12 protein-coding genes are annotated in these 17,881 nt (G+C 61.9%); 1 reads left to right on the plus strand and 11 read right to left on the minus strand.

Translation table 11 applies throughout. The annotated features are described in order from the left end of the window. Positions 1-11: 11 nt before the first annotated feature. Genes R4P65_RS07805 through R4P65_RS07830 form a run of 6 tightly spaced genes read right to left on the minus strand, consistent with a single transcriptional unit; the run spans position 12 to position 8,932 of the window. A complete protein-coding gene (locus tag R4P65_RS07805) occupies positions 12-1,634 on the minus strand; it encodes an MFS transporter (RefSeq protein ID WP_317826064.1) in 1,623 nt (540 codons plus the stop codon). Positions 1,635-1,676: 42 nt separating this feature from the next. Beyond that, complete coding sequence (locus tag R4P65_RS07810) at positions 1,677-2,840, minus strand: VWA domain-containing protein (protein ID WP_317826065.1); 1,164 nt, start codon at positions 2,838-2,840, stop codon at positions 1,677-1,679. Next, entirely contained in the window at positions 2,837-5,041 is a 2,205-nt protein-coding gene (locus R4P65_RS07815) for a DUF5682 family protein (RefSeq protein WP_317826066.1), read from the minus strand. The genes R4P65_RS07810 and R4P65_RS07815 overlap by 4 nt, the downstream gene beginning before the upstream one ends. Further along, a complete protein-coding gene (locus R4P65_RS07820; protein ID WP_317826142.1) occupies positions 5,020-6,090 on the minus strand; it encodes an AAA family ATPase in 1,071 nt (356 codons plus the stop codon). Before R4P65_RS07820 ends, R4P65_RS07815 begins: the two co-directional genes overlap by 22 nt. Before the next feature lie 59 nt (positions 6,091-6,149). Continuing rightward, positions 6,150-7,634 carry a DUF5691 domain-containing protein gene (locus tag R4P65_RS07825; RefSeq protein WP_317826068.1) on the minus strand — a complete coding sequence of 495 codons (1,485 nt, stop codon included), beginning with the start codon at positions 7,632-7,634 and terminating at the stop codon, positions 6,150-6,152. Continuing rightward, positions 7,631-8,932 (minus strand): SWIM zinc finger domain-containing protein, encoded by a 1,302-nt coding sequence (locus R4P65_RS07830; RefSeq protein ID WP_317826069.1) that lies wholly within the window; start codon positions 8,930-8,932, stop codon positions 7,631-7,633. The genes R4P65_RS07825 and R4P65_RS07830 overlap by 4 nt, the downstream gene beginning before the upstream one ends. A gap of 295 nt (positions 8,933-9,227) precedes the next feature. Here R4P65_RS07830 and R4P65_RS07835 point away from each other — a divergent pair, with 295 nt between their 5' ends. After that, positions 9,228-10,532: an HNH endonuclease signature motif containing protein gene (locus R4P65_RS07835; RefSeq protein WP_317826070.1), complete on the plus strand. Its 1,305-nt coding sequence runs from the start codon at positions 9,228-9,230 to the stop codon at positions 10,530-10,532. A gap of 93 nt (positions 10,533-10,625) precedes the next feature. Here the strand turns inward: R4P65_RS07835 and R4P65_RS07840 are convergent, their stop codons facing one another. The 5 genes from R4P65_RS07840 to R4P65_RS07860 form a co-directional block, all read right to left on the minus strand. Next, positions 10,626-11,915: a PucR family transcriptional regulator gene (locus R4P65_RS07840; protein ID WP_317826143.1), complete on the minus strand. Its 1,290-nt coding sequence runs from the start codon at positions 11,913-11,915 to the stop codon at positions 10,626-10,628. Between the two features lie 35 nt (positions 11,916-11,950). Further along, positions 11,951-13,384 carry an NAD(P)/FAD-dependent oxidoreductase gene (locus R4P65_RS07845; protein WP_317826072.1) on the minus strand — a complete coding sequence of 478 codons (1,434 nt, stop codon included), beginning with the start codon at positions 13,382-13,384 and terminating at the stop codon, positions 11,951-11,953. Further along, entirely contained in the window at positions 13,381-15,228 is a 1,848-nt protein-coding gene (locus tag R4P65_RS07850; RefSeq protein WP_317826073.1) for a DUF3556 domain-containing protein, read from the minus strand. The genes R4P65_RS07845 and R4P65_RS07850 overlap by 4 nt, the downstream gene beginning before the upstream one ends. An 85-nt stretch (positions 15,229-15,313) precedes the next feature. Then, positions 15,314-16,786, minus strand: a complete 1,473-nt coding sequence (locus R4P65_RS07855; RefSeq protein WP_317826074.1) for a class I adenylate-forming enzyme family protein — start codon at positions 16,784-16,786, stop codon at positions 15,314-15,316. Positions 16,787-16,918: 132 nt separating this feature from the next. Further along, positions 16,919-17,812 (minus strand): LysR family transcriptional regulator ArgP, encoded by an 894-nt coding sequence (locus R4P65_RS07860; RefSeq protein ID WP_317826075.1) that lies wholly within the window; start codon positions 17,810-17,812, stop codon positions 16,919-16,921. Positions 17,813-17,881 lie beyond the last annotated feature (69 nt).

Below are 17,881 nucleotides of genomic sequence, written 5' to 3' on the forward strand. Positions count from 1 at the left end.
ATTGCTGAATATTAGCTTGATGCACGCTTGTCGCCGACCGCGACGCGGGGGATACGAGAGGTGGGGAACAACGCAGCGATCGCGAGCAGCGCTGCCACGGCAAAGGCGACACGCAACGCGTCCAACCTGGCATCTTCGTTCACATTCACGATCGCGTCCGCCGTGGATTCGGCGACACCGGCATCACTGAGAGCTGATCGAAGTTGCGTCGTCGACAAGAAGGGCACGCCCGAGTCCAGGTCGGTGCTCGCTTGCTGCTGCACCGAGGTCGGAACTGCCGGGTTGTCTTCGATCCCGGCAATCGCTGATGTCGTGAGAGTTGCAATGAGAACTGATCCGATCAGCGCGGTCCCCAATGATGCGCCCAGGTTCGTGGCAGTGTTCTGCAGCCCGCCGACCTCGGTACTGCGATCGTCCGGGACCGCCGACACGGTGACCGCTCCGAGCTGCGAAGACAGGCAGCCCAAGCCGAAACCCATGAACAGCATGGGGATCATCACGACCGCCGCGTTGGCTCCGGGGTCCATGCCCGCCACGAGCATCAAGATGCCGAAGATCATGACCAACAATCCGACCCGGACCACGCGCCGCGGATTCGCGGTAGGCCGCAGCTTCGGAATACCGATCGCAGCCAACACGAGCGCCGCCGACAACGGCAGGATGCGAACTCCCGTCTCGAGGGCGCTGAGTTCCAGAACTACGGACAAGAACAACGGGACCGCAAAGAACACGCCCGCCTGGACCAGAAACTGCGCGAAGAACATGGAAAGCCCGCCACTGAGCTCGCGGTTTCGCAGCATCGCCGGATCAAGCAACGGTTCTTTCCCCATAGCGGCCAAGCGCCCCTCCCAGCGCAGGAATCCGTATACGACAAGAAGCCCGGCGATCAGCAGCCACACCACCGGTGAAAGCCCCACCAGCTGTGGCCCGTCGGGTTTCGCCTGAACCCAACCCCACTCGCTCGAACGCAGAACAGCGAAGACGATCATGCCCAGGCCCACCACAGACAGGACCGACCCGAAGTAGTCGAGGCGCGACTTCGACGGTGGGACGTCGACCACCTTGCTGAGCACCAGCAAGATCAGGACAACGATCACGACTTCGCCGACGAACACGTAACGCCACGACGCAAATGTCGTCGCCGCGCCGCCGATCAGCGGCCCCACTGCCACGGCTATCGCGCCGGCTGCAGCGACGAGGCCGTAGGCCGCCGGACGCTTCTCCGCAGTGAAGTTGGTGGCGACCAGCGCGACGATCGCGGGCATGATGAGCGCCGCACCGACGCCTTCGAGGAACGACCATCCAATCAGCAGGACCGCGAGATTCGGAGCGAGCGCAGTCGTCAGAGAACCAGCGCCGTAGATGACCAAGCCGAGTGCGAAGGCTCTACGACGGCCCATCATCGACCCCACCTTGCTGCCCGTGATCATCAGAGTCGCCATGACCAGGGTGTACAGCGTGATCGCGGTTTGAATGCCGGTAATGCTCGTGCCGACGTCCTCGGCGACGGTTGCCATCGAAACGTTCATGACCGAGCTGTCCAGGGTCATCAGGAACTGGCTGCTCGCCAACACCGTGAGAACCAGTCCCGAACCCGCCTGCATCGTCGAACCAGCAACCTGTCCCTCACCCATCGTGCGGGTATACCCGGTGTTCAGGTCCTCGAAGCAGACCGGTCAGTGCTGTTCGAGAGTCAGCTGATCCGCCCAGGCCGATACGTCCCCGCGTTCCAGAGCCACCGCCAGCAGTTCCGGAAACTTGTCCGGCGTGCACGCAAACGCGGGAATGCCGAGGGCACTGAGCGCCGCCGCATTGTCGTGATCGAACGACGGTGCCCCGTCGTCCGAAAGCGCCAGTAGAACCACGACCTGAACGCCGGAGGTCTTCATGGCCGCCATGCGGCGCAACATCTCGTTGCGGATACCGCCCTCGTAAAGGTCGGAGATGAGGACGAACATCGACTCGGCGGGACGCGAAATCAAGGACTGGCTGTACGCGATCGCGCGGTTGATATCTGTGCCGCCACCGAGTTGAGCCCCGAACAGGACGTCAACGGGATCGGACAGTTTGTCTGTCAAGTCAACGACGGCGGTGTCGAAAACGACGAGCGAAGTCTTCAGCGCCTGCATCGATGCCAACACCGCGCCGAACACCGATGCGTAGACGACGCTGGACGCCATCGAACCCGATTGGTCGATCGCGAGGACCACGTCGCGCTGCACGGATTTCGACTTTCGGCCATACCCGACGAGCCGCTCCGGGACGACGGTTCGATACTCCGGAAGGTAGTGCGACAGATTTGCTCGGATGGTTCGGTTCCAGTCGATGTCGCGCAGCTTCGGATTCGACGTTCTGGCCGTCCGATTGAGTGCGCCGGTAACTGCAGCCTTCGTTTTCTGTGCGATTCGCTCCTCGACTTCGCGAACCACCTTGCCGACGACCATCCGAGCAGTTGCCTTGCTGGCCTCCGGCATGACCTGATTGAGGCTCAGGAGGGTCCCGACCAGGTGCACATCGGGTTCGACCGCGTCGAGCAGTTCCGGTTCAAGCAGCAACTGCGCCAAACCCAGTCGGTCGATCGCGTCCTTCTGCATCACCTGCACCACCGTGCTGGGAAAGTACGTCCGGATATCGCCGAGCCATCTGGCGACGGACGGCGCCGACGCCCCCAATCCGGCTGAGCGGCGTCGCCCCTTGGTCGGGCCGGACGAATCGTAGAGTGCGGCAAGAGCTGCATCCATTCGACTGTCGCCCGGTTGGCCCAGCCCACCCGTCGATTCTTCGGCGGATTCCCCGAGCATCAATCTCCAGCGTCGAAGGCGCTGATCGTCGTCGCTCATGCGCCCACCCCCAAGATGTCCGCAACGACCGCCATTGCCGCTCTGCCGCGTCGAGCATCGGTCTCCACTGTCGTTTCGACGCGTCGTCCGCCTCTGACCGCCTGACCGATCGCCCGACGTTCCCCTGCTTCGAAGGCTCCGAACGTGCGTCGAAGCAACGGAAGCGTGTCGATGAAATCCTGCTCACGAAGTTGGCGAACCCACGTGTCGATCAGAGTGAGCAGCGCTCGATCGTGAACGAGCACAAGCCCTCCTCCGCCGAGAAACCCGTCGACCCACCCAGCCTTGGCGGTTGGTGCGCTTCCCACCGAAAGGGCCCGAGACAAACGCTGAGCCGCAGCGGTTTCCGTAATGGAACCGCTGTCGCGCAGTAGCCGCACCATCCGGCCGACGAGAAGCCCGTTGACATCGTCACGGTCGATCACCCCGGCCATCGCCTGCAACCACCGTGCGCTCGCATCACTGTCGTCACGGACCATGACTGCCGAGTGCACCTTGTCGAGGTGATCGCGAAACTCCTCGGCGCTGGGATCGTCCAACCCGGTGACGGCGACTGCGAGGCCGGTGCAAATTCGGATCAGCAAGCTGTCGGCGACGTCGATCAACGCCGACACGTCGGTTCCGCGCACGTCGCCGTATCGCAGTGTTCGGGTCAGCGTGGGCAGCGCGGCCATCAGATGTGACACGTCATGATCCAGCGCTGCAACCGTTTTCACGCTTTCCAACACGGCGGACAGCGCGGCGGGAAGGTTTGCCAGCAGCGAGTCCTCCAGCAGTTCGATGAGTGAAGCAAGAGTGATTTCCGGTTCGTGAATCTTCGAGACGACCCGCGACGCTGCCGCTTCGGCCACCGTCGTACCCCACAGCGACGCCTCGATCACCGACACCGAGAATTCGGGTTTCCATTGCAGTGCCCAGGTTTCTCGGAAGGTTCCGGTGGAACGGACCTCACTGTCGGCCGGAGTCCCCCAATCGATCTCGAGAATTCCCAGACGGTGCAGGAACTGGGAACGCTCGACGTCGATGTCGCGTCGCAGGTCCAGATCGAGATCCTTTGCCCCTGCTTGTTGTTTGAGCCGCAAAGTCTTCGAACGTGCGCGCAGGTCTGCTTCGAGTGGGACTGTCGGCGTCTCCTCGGGCACGGCGCCCAGTGCTTCGCCCACAACGAGCCTCCGCGTGATCAGATCCAGGAGAACATCGTTGCCGTCGCACATCACCGACCTCGTGGCCTCGGTAACTTCCGACAATCCCGCTAAGGGGCGAGAACGCAGTGCTGCCAACGTGTCTGCCAACCGGACAGCCTCGATGACGTGGGCACTCGAGATCGGAAGGTCCTCGTCTCTGAGCACCCGGGCAACTTTGGTGAGCCACCGGGTGATCGCCTTGTCGTTCGCGGTGAACAGATGGTGATACCAACCCGGCGACGTGATTCCGGCGCCGTAACCCGATGCCGACGCAAGGCGTGAATGTGTCCAGGGAACCCACGTCAGCGACGTCTTGACCTTGGACATTCCTTTGAGAATGCGGGCATCGGGGGCTGCAGGACCCAAGGCACCGACCAACGCCGGCGCGTGCCACGCACCGCAGACGACGGCGACCCTCTCAGCGCCTTCTTTCAACGTCTTCCGCAGCACTTGGCGCATGTACGCTTCGCGATGCGCTGTCTCCTCGTCGATCGGTACGGTTTCACGCAGCGCCTCCATCGCCTCGGTGATCGCATCGAAAGAGTCTGCGCCCGAGCTCGATTCGATCACCGAATCCCACCAGCGTTCGGTATCGTCGAAACCCGCGGCCGACGCCAGTTCAGCCAGAGGATCACCCTCGCGTGTAGTACGAATCCCCTGATCCGCCAACACGTTGAACGCGGGCAGGTCGCAGAACCGTGCCTGCACACCGTTGTTCGCAGCCCACTGCAGCGCTTGCCACTCGGGTGAAAACACCGCAAATGGCCAGAAAGCCGCCTTCGACGGTTCACCAGTGGCGTACGCAAGCAACGCAATCGGCGGTTCCATCGACTCGGATGCCGCCAGCATCACCAACGGGTCTGCATCCGAAGGCCCTTCGATCAGGACGACGTCGGGCGAAAACTCTTCCAGACCTTGCCGAACCGAACGGGCAGATCCCGGGCCGTGGTGACGGATACCGAAGACCCTGACACGCAGGTCCGGAATGGCGATGGTCACCCGGTGACCTCGCGGCATGCCCGGTAGAAGTCGGACCACTCTCCGCGCTCACGCACTACAGCCTCGAGGTACTCGTTCCACACGACCTTGTCTGCGACCGGATCCTTGATCACCGAACCCAGGATTCCGGCAGCGACGTCGGACGCCCGCAATACACCGTCCCCGAAATGCGCGGACAGCGCCAGACCATTGGTGACCACCGAGATAGCCTCCGCCGTCGAGAGGGTTCCCGAGGGGGACTTCAGTTTGGTGCGGCCGTCGGTGGTAGTTCCCGATCGTAGTTCCCGGAACACTGTGACGACCCGGCGAATTTCCTCGGCTGCTGCGGGGGTCGTCGGCAATTCCAGTGCTGCGCCCAGCTGTTCGACTCGGCGCGCCACGATAGCCACCTCGTCCTCCTCACTGGCCGGCAACGGCAGGACAACGGTATTGAACCGTCGACGCAATGCCGACGACAGATCGTTGACACCGCGATCACGATCGTTGGCGGTTGCGATCAGATTGAAGCCCTTGGCTGCCTGCACCTCGATGCCCAGTTCCGGTACCGGCAACGTCTTCTCGGAGAGAATGGTGATGAGCGCGTCCTGCACATCGGCGGGAATACGCGTCAACTCTTCGACACGAGCGATCTTCCCGGTTTCCATCGCGGTCATCACTGGAGAATGCACCAACGCACCTGCCGTCGGTCCTTCCGCAAGTAGGCGGGCGTAATTCCAGCCGTAGCGGATAGCTTCCTCGGGAGTACCGGACGTACCTTGAACCAGGAGCGTCGACGCGCCCGAGATTGCCGCCGAAAGATGCTCGGAGACCCAGGTCTTGGCTGTTCCGGGCACCCCCAACAACAAAAGCGCCCGATCGGTGGCAAGAGTTGCGACAGCCACTTCCATCAACCGCCGCGGACCGACGTACTTCGGCGAAATGACTGTTCCGTCATCGAGAGTGCCACCCAACAGATACGTCACCACAGCCCACGGCGACAAGTTCCACGACGGTGGGCGCGGGCGGGTGTCCTGCGCGGCAAGCGCCGCGAGTTCGAGCGCGTACTCCTGCTCTGCGTGGGGCCGCATCAGCTTTGCCGGTTCCGCGAGCTTTGCCGGTTCCCCGGCGGGCACGGTTACGCTGTCAGTCACTTGAGCTCCTCGAGCAGAGTCTTGCGGTGGGTGATGGCACTGGCCGTTCTGGCGAAGGTTTGTCGCCAGTCCGGGTCACGAGCACGCTCCGCCGCCCGGTCCAGCAAAGTTACTGCGCTGTAGGGAAATCGAGTCTCGGCGAGGCGCAGCGAGGCCACGTACTTGTAACGTGAGAATTCGCCGGCCTTGGCGCCCCCATCGGCCCGTCTGGCCGCAACTCGTTCCCACTGAGCCACGACTGCCCGGGTGATGTCCTCGGGCCATGGACCTCGCAGAGCGTCGTAGATCGCTGCCCGGCCCGGGTGCAGAACATTGGCATCCCCGTTTCCGGACCTCAACAGATCCGCCAGCGCCTTGACGGGCACCAATGGGAGAAGTCGACGATCGGTGGCCACGCCTCGCATGCGAAAGAGTTCCAGAGCCCATTCCGCATTGTTCTGCGCCACTGCAGCGTTGGACCAAGCGTCATGAAGGATCGGCTCCCAACCTTCGTCGACGCTCATCCCCAAAACCTTGTCGGGTCCACCGATCATGTTGTTCCACAGGGACAAAGGTGCAGAACTGATCGCTTGACGGACGTACTCGGCGCGATAGTCGGTGTGTGGATTCGGCCGGTCTTCGATGCCGTCTCGTCTCGCCGCTGCATCGACTTCCGCAGGCGGCACGATGACAAGCGTGGACCGAAGGAGTTTCCGTTCCACCCGCACCCATTTCTGAACCCGAGCAGCCATTCTCTCCCCGAACTCCGATTCGGGGAGTCGTCCAAGTACCTCCACCGCTGAGCGTCGCACGTCCTTGCGACGGTCGTCGAGTGCTTCCTCCAACAATGGTTGATCATCCGCGCTCAGTCCGTTTGCCAGCGCCACGACGAACGCAGCCTTCTGTTCGCCACGCTCGGTCGCCCACGACTTTCGGAGTTCGGCCAGCGCCAGCGCGGGGTCAGTTCGACGAGTGTCTATCAGCCACTGCGTGCGCTGGGACGAACTTCCGTGGCGCCACACATCTGGGTTTGCATCCCTGGTTCGGACGAGCTTGCTCCACACGGGGTTTTGCGTGGCAAGCCAACGACCCCGCTCGCCGACCAGCTGCAGAATACTCTCACGGTGAGTCTCGCTCGCCCGAGCAAAGGAAAGCAGTTCGGCAACAAGATGATCAGGCGCACGGTAGTTGTGCGCCAACGCGACGATGAACCATTCGTCGAGCAAGGTCGCCTTGGCAGCGAGCATCGACAGCAGATGTGCGGATGACGATTCCGGCAGCGTGAATCGCGCATCGTCTGGAGCAGGCGTCGGCACCGTCGCCGTGGTGGAACCCGCACCGCCACGGCGGTACGCCCGCTCCAGCGCGACTGCTGCGAGAAGCAACTCGGCAGGATCTCCGTATAGTTCGCACGCGTAGGCGCGCACGTCGGCCGGAAGGTCCTCGAATGTTGTTGCTGTTCTGGCCGTCCCGAGAAGCGCAGCCGAAATCAATGTGCTCACAGGACGATCACCTGTCCTCCCGTGAAAACAGAGATCGGGGTAAGAGCCTGCGCATTCCACGTTCCACAGACCGTGACCGGGTAGCCACCGGAAATGCCCAGCAATTTCCACAGTAGGTCCGAATCGCCCTCTGCCCGAATCGCTGTGCCCGATTCGTCGACGAGAAACCAGGCGCCGTCGACGAACGAGGGGACCACCGAACTGATCACTGCCGGCCACGACCGCAGCCATGGATCTGCCGCGAGCGCATCGGTAAACTGCTGCAACGCAGCGTCGATGCTTCCGGACGGCATGGTCGCGAAGGGCTCCGGTTCGCCATGCGTTGCTCCCAACCGGGCGCGCAAAGCCGACGCACCGGGATAGAAATGAACATCGGCGTCGACCAGATACCCGACTAGCGGCGTTTCGGTGGAAAAGTTGGGTGACCCATGTGAGAAGTCGAGCAGCGTGGCCCAACGTCTCGAATTCCTGCCGAGCATCCACACAGTTCGGGTGAACAGGCGCTTCTCCTCGGTGATCCCGAAACCGAGAACCATCCAGTTCTCGCGCACCGGAGTCGATTCCATCACGCTGTCGGCGGAGACGGGATAGCCGACGTGCGCTTTCACTGAATGGGCAAGATCTTCCGGCAGCCCGGGCAGCTTCTGATGCGCAGCGACCAGCAGGCGCAACCGAGCCAACTCGTCGAGGACTTTCTCGGGCCAGTTTTCGTTAGATTCCGCGGTTCCCGCCAATGCTCGAAGCGTGCCTGCAATACCGGGCGCCTGAGCATCCACCATTCGAGCGGCGACTGCGTCGAGGCCCGCCCAGGACGTGTCCATCGCCGCCAGACCACTCCGGATCTGATCGGTGATCCACAGGTCCAATTCGACGAGACCACTCGCAACGCGGTCGGCGCGCTTCTGCGCTGTTGCCGGGTCGCGAGTCTTCTTGGGTGCCTCGTCGCCGGCGGTCTCGGCGCTGGTATCGGCCTTTTCCTCACGGCGCAACAACCACTCGGCAGCGAAGTCGGCCGGCTCGTCCGCCGAAGGCACTCGCCCTTCCGACCATTCCACCAGCAGCCCCAGGGCATGTTTGCACGGAAACTTCCGACTGGGGCACGAGCACTTGTATGCAGGGCCGCGCAGGTCAACCACAGCTTGATACGGCTTCGAGCCGCTTCCCTGGCACAGCCCCCAGAGCGCGAGGCCCTTGTTACCGGCGTGGCTCCACGATCCAACCAACTTGCGCGCAGCCGCCAGCGATGCGGCGTCGGGAGCTACCGATGCCACCTGCCCAGCTGTCCACGGCGAAGTCACTCGACCACAGTATGACAACCCGCTGACATCGCAGAGTCAGGCCGATCCCATGCACAACACGGCTCACTTACATCAACCTCTTGGCCCCGATGTGCTCTCGCTTGCCAAGCATGGCAATCCGCCGCAGTTGGCTGGAACGGAAAGAATATGCCAGTCGCACAACACATCAAATAGGCAGTCCCTCTGCAATTCTCGGAATGCGACCCGAGAAACACTCCTAGAAAGTTGAGCTTCAACAGGCTCTTGACTCGAACGCATGTTCGAGTATTGTTGGGGGTGGGGATCGGGGGATTCAATGAGCATCGACACATCATCGGACGTGGTGTCTGGTTCTGCGGTGGGGTTGCGCGGACGTCTGTGGCAGTTGACTGCCGCCGAGCTACGTGAGGCTGCTATCGAGGTAAGTGCGGAGATTCTGCGCCTGGAAGCCGTTCGGGTGGCGGTGGTGGACGAACTCTCGATGCGCCCGGATGATCAGGTGATTGCCAGCCGCGGAGTGGGTTGCTGGTTGACGGCGAACACGATGCTGCAGGTTCGAGACGGGAAGAAGATCGCCGCCCTCGGTGCGGCGCTGCGCGCGTTCCCGGCCGTAGCGGCAGGCTTCGATGACGGGGATTGCTCCTTCGAGCACGCCGCGCTGATCGTCTCGTTCTGTGAATCCCCACCTAAAGGCATGCCTGACGAAGCGCTACCGAAGTGCATCGACCTGCTGCTCGCGGCTGCGTCGGGTGTGGAAGCGACGACGACGAAGGTGCGGCACGTCATCGCAACCTTGGAGCGGTTGTTCGAATCGGATGAGATTCCGCCCGCCGAAGATGTCGATCGCAACGAGCTCCGGATCGCCTCGACATTGAACGGTCGGGTGGTGGTCCGCGGAGATTTCGACGCCCTCACCGGCGAAATGCTGCTCTCCGCCCTGTCGAATCTGACGATGCCCACCCCAGCACCGGACGGAACCCCCGACGCCCGGTCCGCGGCGAAGCGAACCTCGGACGGGTTCACCGAACTGATCCGCCGCTACCTCGACTGCGCCAAAACCGGTACCGACGGAGGCCAACGCCCACACGTGAACGTGCACATCAACGCCCGCGACCTCGCCGAGCACCGCGACTGCGCCGCAACACCCTCCGATGATGGTGGAGAGTCTCAGTCGGATCTCGATGTGGGGCACATGCCCTGGCTCGGGCCACTGTCCGTCTCGCAGACCAGGCTCCTCGGGTGCGACTGCTTCCTGTCGACCGTCCTACTCGACGATCACGGCGCACCGCTCGATGCGAAACCCGGAAAACGGTTGGTCACCGCCGAACAACGAGTCGCGTTGATTGCCCGCGACAAGGGCTGTGCGTTCCCGGGGTGTTCATGTGTTCCGGCGTGGACTGATGCGCACCATATCCGGCACTGGGCTAACGGTGGCCCTACGGTGATGAACAACCTTGTCCTGCTGTGCCGCTCGCACCACCGGCTGATGCACCGCAAGACCGGGTTCGTCGGAAAATGGGAAATCCGAATCGGAGCCGACAACAAACCCTGGTTCATCCCACCACCCTCGATCGACCCCGGGCAGCACCCACGGCCGGCGAACACCACCTTCAAAACCTGAGAACAGCTTCTCGGGGACAACAGAACAGGGCCAGGCTCCGCATCGGACATCAAAACCCGATACGGAGCCCACAGGCCATGCCGCATCCAATACTCACAATGTTCGAGCGGGACGCAAGACCGATCTACCCAACAACTCACAAACCTGCAGCGCCAGAGCGAGATCCAACTTGTCTCGACCCGCAGCAACAGGATCGCCGAGCGCCTTGTTGATACGATATTTCACCGTATTGCGGTGCAAGTTCATGTAATTGGCCGTGTGCAGATGACTTTCCCCGTGGGCGAAATACACGCTCAGCGTCGTCCGTAAGGATGCGGCAGAAGGTGTATCGTCCGCCAACGGACCAAGTACCTCCCAGACCCATGACTTCGTAGCATCGATGTTTTCCGAGAGGAGTGATACCACGGCTATGCCTCGGTCCCCGAAACTCACCACGGGACGCTGCGGCGTATCCGGCACGGCAGCAACGGAATAGGCTGCAGTAGCCTGTTCGTGGGACCGCTTGAATCCTTCGACCCCTGAACCTGGCAGTCCGATTGCCACCCGCGCTCCGCCGTCCAACGGCACTGCCGCCGCGAGAACTTCCGGATCCGCCGCAGGCACCCGTCGACCGAAGGGCAACCACGCCCACACGGTGCGTCGATCGATGGCGGTGATGATCGGCGGCTTGTCTGCTCCCGCCGCCGCGCCGAGATCGCGTACGAGTCGGTCCAGGGTGTTGATGCCCATGACGTCTGCATCCCACGTCGACCAGACCACCAGGGCGACGTGGTTCTGACCAAGGCGGTATCCGGTCTCCGCTTCGAAAGCAGCGGTATCTGCGTTGGTGCCGGACAGGAGGGCGTGGATCGCGGCCGAATGGAGATTTCCCTGCGCTGCCATCCATCGACTGCGTTCCCGCTCGTATGCGTCGAAAACGTAGAGCGTGATCCAGTCGATGTAGCTGTAGACCACATCCGAAGTGTGTTTCAGGACAGCCAAAGTGAGTCGTGCCGGAATATCCAGTGTGCTGATCTCGTCGTGACAGATTCGCATCAGATCGCCTTGGCCCATATGGTAGGCGCGAACGAGAGAGTTGGACGGAACGTCGCGTTGCGCCAACCGCAGAGCGTATTCCACTGCGGCAGTAGTCGGTTGGAGATGATCGATCGGAATGTCGTTGGCCAATACGTGGATGATCGTCGTGATGTTTCCCTGCACGCTGGCCTCGAGCATTTCGAGCAGATTGGCATCTGCGTCCAACTGGTCGATTTCGTGCGCCATCATGAAAGCCATCTCACGCGCGATATCGGCACTGCGCGCGTCGAGTCGCCGCGCCAATTCGGCAACTACGGCAAGCACTTCCGGCTCCGCGGCTGCAGGCACCCGGGCGAGGCGCCGCATTGCACCGGCGCCTCGCTCCTTGTGCGATGGGCTACTCACAGAACCTCTGCACCCTTCCGCCGCAGGTACTTCAGTGCCGACTCTGCCGCGTTGTACCCGCACATTCCATGCGCTCCGGCACCCGGCGGGGTCGAGGCCGAGCACAGGTAGGTGCCCTCGATCCCAGTGCTGTACGGATCGACTGCAATACGCGGACGCAGGACAACCTGCAGCTCGGTGTTGGCACCTCCGATGATGTCGCCGCCTACCTGATTCGGATTGTCCTGTGCCAGGTCAGAGGTGCTACGACTCGACGTCGCGACGATCTGTTCCCGGAACCCTGGTGCAAACCTCTCGATCTGACGAGTTATCGCCTCCGTAGCATCGCCGGCGTAGCCGTGAGGCACATGGGCATAGGCGTACAACGGATGAATGTTCCCGGCAGAGCGGGTGGGATCAGCCAGGTATTGCTGACCGAGAAGCACAAACGGTCGGTCCGGCATACGGCCTGAATTCGTGTCACGCTCAGCTGCCACGATCTCCTCGAAACTACCTGCCAGGTGGACTGTTCCGGCCCGAGCGCAATCCGGATTGGTCCACGGCACATGGCCTTCGATGACGAAATCAACCTTGAAGGCCCCGGGAGCCTGCTTGAACTTTCGATAGGCCTTCGCCACTCGGCCGGGGAGACGATCACCCAGGATTTCGAGCGCACCACCCGGATTGACATCCAGCAGAACAACATCGGCGTCAGGAATCTCGGAGGCAGTGCGTATCCGAACGCCGGTGTCGACCTTGCCACCGTGATCGAGAAGCATCGCCGCCATGGCGTCGGTGATCGAACGCGAACCTCCCTCGGCTACCGGCCACCCGTAGCGGTGACCGGCCGCCGTGATCATCAACCCCACCGCCGATGTGGCCGGACGGTTGAGCGGATAGAACGCGTGCGCGGCGACCCCGCCGAACAGCGCTCTGCCCTTCTCCGTCTTCCACAGTTTCGCGGTCACGGTTGCCGGAAGCAGTGCTCGCGGGCCGAAAGCCGCAAGCCGCAACGGATGGCGCGGAACGTTGACGATCGGGCGCATCAGGTCGGACGCCAGAGCGTCGAATCCCGTCGACAAGTCACCGAACATCCGTTGCCATCGCTGCCCGTCCGCGCCCAACCCCGCCGCGGTCTGCTCCAGCGAGCGGTACAGAACGCCCGCGTCGCCGTCGTCGAGCGGATGCGCACAGTCCACCTCTGCCCATCGCCAGATCAGCCCATATCGCTCGAGGTCGAGTTTTGACAGGTACGGCGAGCCGATGCCCATCGGGTGAAACGCCGAGCAGTGGTCGTGGATCAATCCGGGTACGTCGATCGGACCGGAGCGGGTGCCTCCGCCGATCTGGTCGGCGGCCTCGAGCACTTGCACGTCCACACCGCTACGTGCGAGGTGTACCGCGGCAGCGAGCCCATTGGGCCCGCTGCCGACGACTACGGCCTTTGTCACTTACTCACCTCTTGCTCGCTACCGCTGACCCTCGTACGCATCTTCGGTTCGGAGACGACCTGCGGATCTGTCGCCGCGCGGTCGGCCCGTACGTCCAGTGTCCACTGAACGTCGAACGGAATGGGTCCGTTCGGCAACCACGGCTGTTCGGCGACTGCGTCGGCGACCTTGAAAGTACCCCGTTCGATGACACCGAGAGCCGCATCGATCACCTGGTACTCCTGTGTTCCCTTGTGGATGGGCTGCGATTCGATCCAGGTCACCAGGAACTCACCAGGTGCGAAATTGCAGCGACGCTGAATAGCGGCGATCAGTTTCGCGTCGTGCAAGTGGCCGTCACCGAAGTTGAAGGCGACGATGGAGTTGCACATGAACTCGGCTTCGCGCAGCGAGTACGTGTTGATGTCGTCACCGAGGTGCCGGATCATCAGAGAGAACAACGCACGCCCCTGGCTGTGCATGGAACGCCAGCCCAACAACTGATGCAGAACGACGTCGGACACGTCCTCGGGGTACATCGTCATCAACTGATTGCGCGTGTCCGGCGACGGACGCTTGATGCACTGGTCGATCTTGGCTTCGGCGCCCGGCGCGAAAGCCCACGTCGCCGATGCCCAGTTGCCGGCGTACTGACGCATCGACGGCAGGAACGACACCAGATCGGGTCGAAGGTTTCCGAGAATCGGGAAGAAGGCAAGGGCTGCAACGATTCCCGCAGTAATCCACGGTGAGGACATGGCGCCGAGTCCGTAGCCGTCCCACGCCGGGAATCCCAGGAACAGGAAGACCGAGGCGTAAGCGAACAGAAGATTCCATTCGAGCGGAACTGCCAGCGGGAAAGTCGACGCGATGAACAGGTGGAATCCGACCATGAGGATCACGGCAAGGACCGTGAGGGTCTTGTTCGTCGAGAACAGCAGTATCAACGGGGTGACGATTTCGACCATCGTTCCGGCCACGTGAGCGACGCCGCCGCCCAGGTGCGAAGGCCGCAGATCCTCCGGGAAGTTCCGGTAGTGCGCACGCTTGATCTTCTTCGACGGGATCCACGGCGTGTTGCTGAGCATCGGGGGGACCACCAGCGAGAAGTGGCGACCGAACTTCGAGACACCGGCACCGATCCACACCATGACGATCAGCAGTTTGAGCGCCAGGATCATGTCGACAAAAGGCAGGAACGTGAAGAAGAAGATCGCGGGCAGGTACTGCTCGCTACGTGCAGCGATGAAGGGCACCTTGTCACGCAACCCGAGAATCACCATGAGCACCAGGAAGGAGTACAAGACCGTCGGGCGTACCAGTCCGGCATTGTCGGCGATTGCCGAATCGAGTCCGGTGGTGTGAACTCCCGGAAGAACCGCTGCAACAAGTAGATTGGCGACTGCGGCGACATAGATGAAAACGTCGAACACCGAGCGGGAGTCGCCCGAGGTGAGCGGCACTTTGCCCGGCCACGGTGGCAGGCGAATCGTGCCGGGGCGAATCCAGTAGAGAACGCCACCGGTCATCGGCTTGAAGTGGCCGGCGAGCGGTCCCCAGGATCCTGCCAAGCCCAGCATCTCGAGCATCATCGTCCAGATGATGAGTTTCTGGTAGACGATCGGCTGGTTCCACCACGAATCGACGTCGAACCACGAGAGGCCGGAAGTCAGAGTGGCAACGGCTGTTCCAGCTGCCAGGTAGAGGAACAACAATTTCATGATGTAGACGGTGTGGACCATTTTCGGCGTACCGAAGCCGTAATCCACCCAGTGCGTGGACATGTCACGCAGACGCTCGAGAAACGGCTTGTCCATGAACGTTGCCGGATCGACGGGAGGGAAGTTTCCTTCTTTGAATCCCATGATGTGCTCCTGAAATACGGAATGTGGGCATGACGGATCGACTCGACGGACGTCGTCGAGTTGTGCTGGTATTACGGGGAAGTGACTAGTGAGCGGGAGTTGCGCTCAAAGCTCGTCTCATTCCAGGTTTGTCGATCTTGCCCACCGGGTTTCGGGGAAGCGCATCGACGACGTAGATCGCCACTGGCACCTTTACTCGGGTGAGCAAGGCCGTGACATGTTCGAGCAGTTCGTCTTCGGTGACGGGTGCATCGGGGTAGGCAACGACATAGGCAACTGGCACCTCTCCGTAGACCTGGTGCGGAGCGCCGATGACGGCGGCCTCGAGCACGGAAGGATGTGTGGCGAGAGAGTTTTCGATCTCCTTGGGGTAGATGTTCTCTCCCCCACGGATGATCATGTCCTTGATGCGGTCGACGAGGGTCAGGTAGCCGTCCTCGTCCAGGACTCCGACGTCACCGGTGTACAACCAACCGTCCCTGACTGTCTTCGCGGTCTCCTCCGGCTTGCCGTGGTAGCCACGCATCACGTTGTCGCCCTTGATGACCACCTCTCCGGCAGTGCCGACAGGAGCAAAGGTTCCGTCCTCGGCAAGAATGGCAATCTGCTGGCCGGGCAACGCCGGTCCGACCGTACCGAGTTTGCGCATGCCGTCCACAGGATTGCAGGCCGACGCGCAGGTCCCCTCGGTAAGTCCGTAACCCTCCACGATCACGAACCCGAAGCGCTGCTCCGCGCGGTCGAGGAGTTCCTTGCTGATCGGCGCCGCACCGCACACGGCAAACCTCAAGGATGACGTGTCGATGGAGGAGTCTTCCGGCTGTGAGGTCAGCATCGCGTAGATTGCCGGCACTGCCGAGAAATACGTGGGGCGAAGCCGCGCAACGTCGTCGAAGAATCTCGAAACCGAGAACTTCCCGGTGACACTCACCTGTCCGCCGACGAGCAAGGGCGTCAAGACGCTGACGCAGATCGCGTTGACGTGGAACAGCGGCAGAATCAGCAGGCAGTGATCTGCGCCGGTGACACCGATGTTCTTGCCCATCGACAAAGCCATGAATTGCAGGTTGGCATGCGAGAGCATCACTCCCTTGGGGCGTCCGGTGGAACCGCTGGTGTAGATGAGTAGAGCCAGATCGTCTGCTACAACATCGATTCCGGGCCGAGGGTCCGTCGGTGGCGCTGTCGCAAGATCATCGACGACCAACACCGCACGGCCACCCGAGGGCGCGTCGGCAGTGGCGGTGATGACCAACTCGGCCCCGGAGTCCGCGATCTGGTAATCCGCTTCGTTCGCGGTGAACATCGGATTGATGGGGGTAGCGGCAGCACCGATGCGCCAGGCCGCCATGGTCGCGATCAGCAACTCGACGCGATTGGGCAGCATGACCGCCACCACGTCACCGAGTCCGATCCCGAGTCCGGCCAATTGCGCGGCAACAGCTTCCGTGCGATCTGCGAACTCCTCATATGTGAGTTCGACGTGGTCGTCCCGCAGGCACGGCTTCTTTCCGTACTTTTCTGCAAGATCCCAAGCCAGATATCCGATGTCCGCCACGAGAGTCAGCACCTTTCATTCGTGTGTGACTCAAAACACTATCGGCGTCCCGTGGTCGAAGAAACGGTCCCAGGAGATCAACTTATCCAGGTTCTTTGTTCCCGGAGCACAACGCCGCATGTGCTGCGCACGTCAGATCAAAGGCTGATGCAACACCTCGTCAGCCCGCTGCGTCACCACTTCGGAGATCCGACGCAAGACTGGCGACGACAGTTTCCACTGCTGCCAATACAGCGGAACGTCGTCCACGAAGTCCGGGTCGAATTCGATCAGCGCCCCGGAATGCTCGTCGTCGCCACGCTGCAGGTCCGGTATCAGCCCCCAGCCGTATCCCCGCCGAACCGCGTCCGCAAAATCTGCCGACGAAGGAACAAGATGGCGGGGCGGATCGACGGGATGGCCGACTTTTTGATCGAGATACCGATCCTGCAAGAGATCCTTCCGATTGAACACCACTAACGGCGCGTCCGAAAGAGACTCGGCCGTAACACCATCCGCAAACCAACGACGACAGAACTCCGCGCTCGCCATCGGTCGATACCGCATTATGCCGAGCCGACTGGAAGAACAACCTTGAATCGGCGACGCGACCGACGTGACAGCTGCCATAACCGAACCGTCGCGCAACAGCTCAGTGGTGTGGTCTTGGTCGTCGAGATGGAAGTCGAAACTGACCTCGTGCGTGAACTCCGCGAGAGCACCCAGAACCCAGGTGGACAGCGAATCTGCGTTGACCGCGATCGAGACTCGGGCGAATGTTCCCGAACCGTTTTCAAGGCCGAGTTCTCGCACGGTATCGCGCGAAAGGGCATCTATCTGACGGGCAAGACGCAGGACTTCCCGTCCTGAATCGGTAACCCTGATGGGTTTGGTGCGCTGCACCAGGATCCGGCCTACCGCGGTCTCGAGAGCTTTGATCCGTTGGCTGACCGCCGACGGCGTGATGTGCAACTTCCGCGCCGCCGCGTCGAAGGTTCCCTCGTCGACCGCAGCGTGCAATGCCCTCAGTTGCTCGAAGTCCAACATAATCTGAAGCTACTCTGATGCATCCTAAGAATCATTAGCTGGACTGATTAACATCTGCGGGGCAGGCTC

It is taken from the genome of Rhodococcus sp. IEGM 1318, assembly GCF_033142465.1.
Taxonomy (GTDB): domain Bacteria; phylum Actinomycetota; class Actinomycetes; order Mycobacteriales; family Mycobacteriaceae; genus Rhodococcus_F; species Rhodococcus_F qingshengii_B.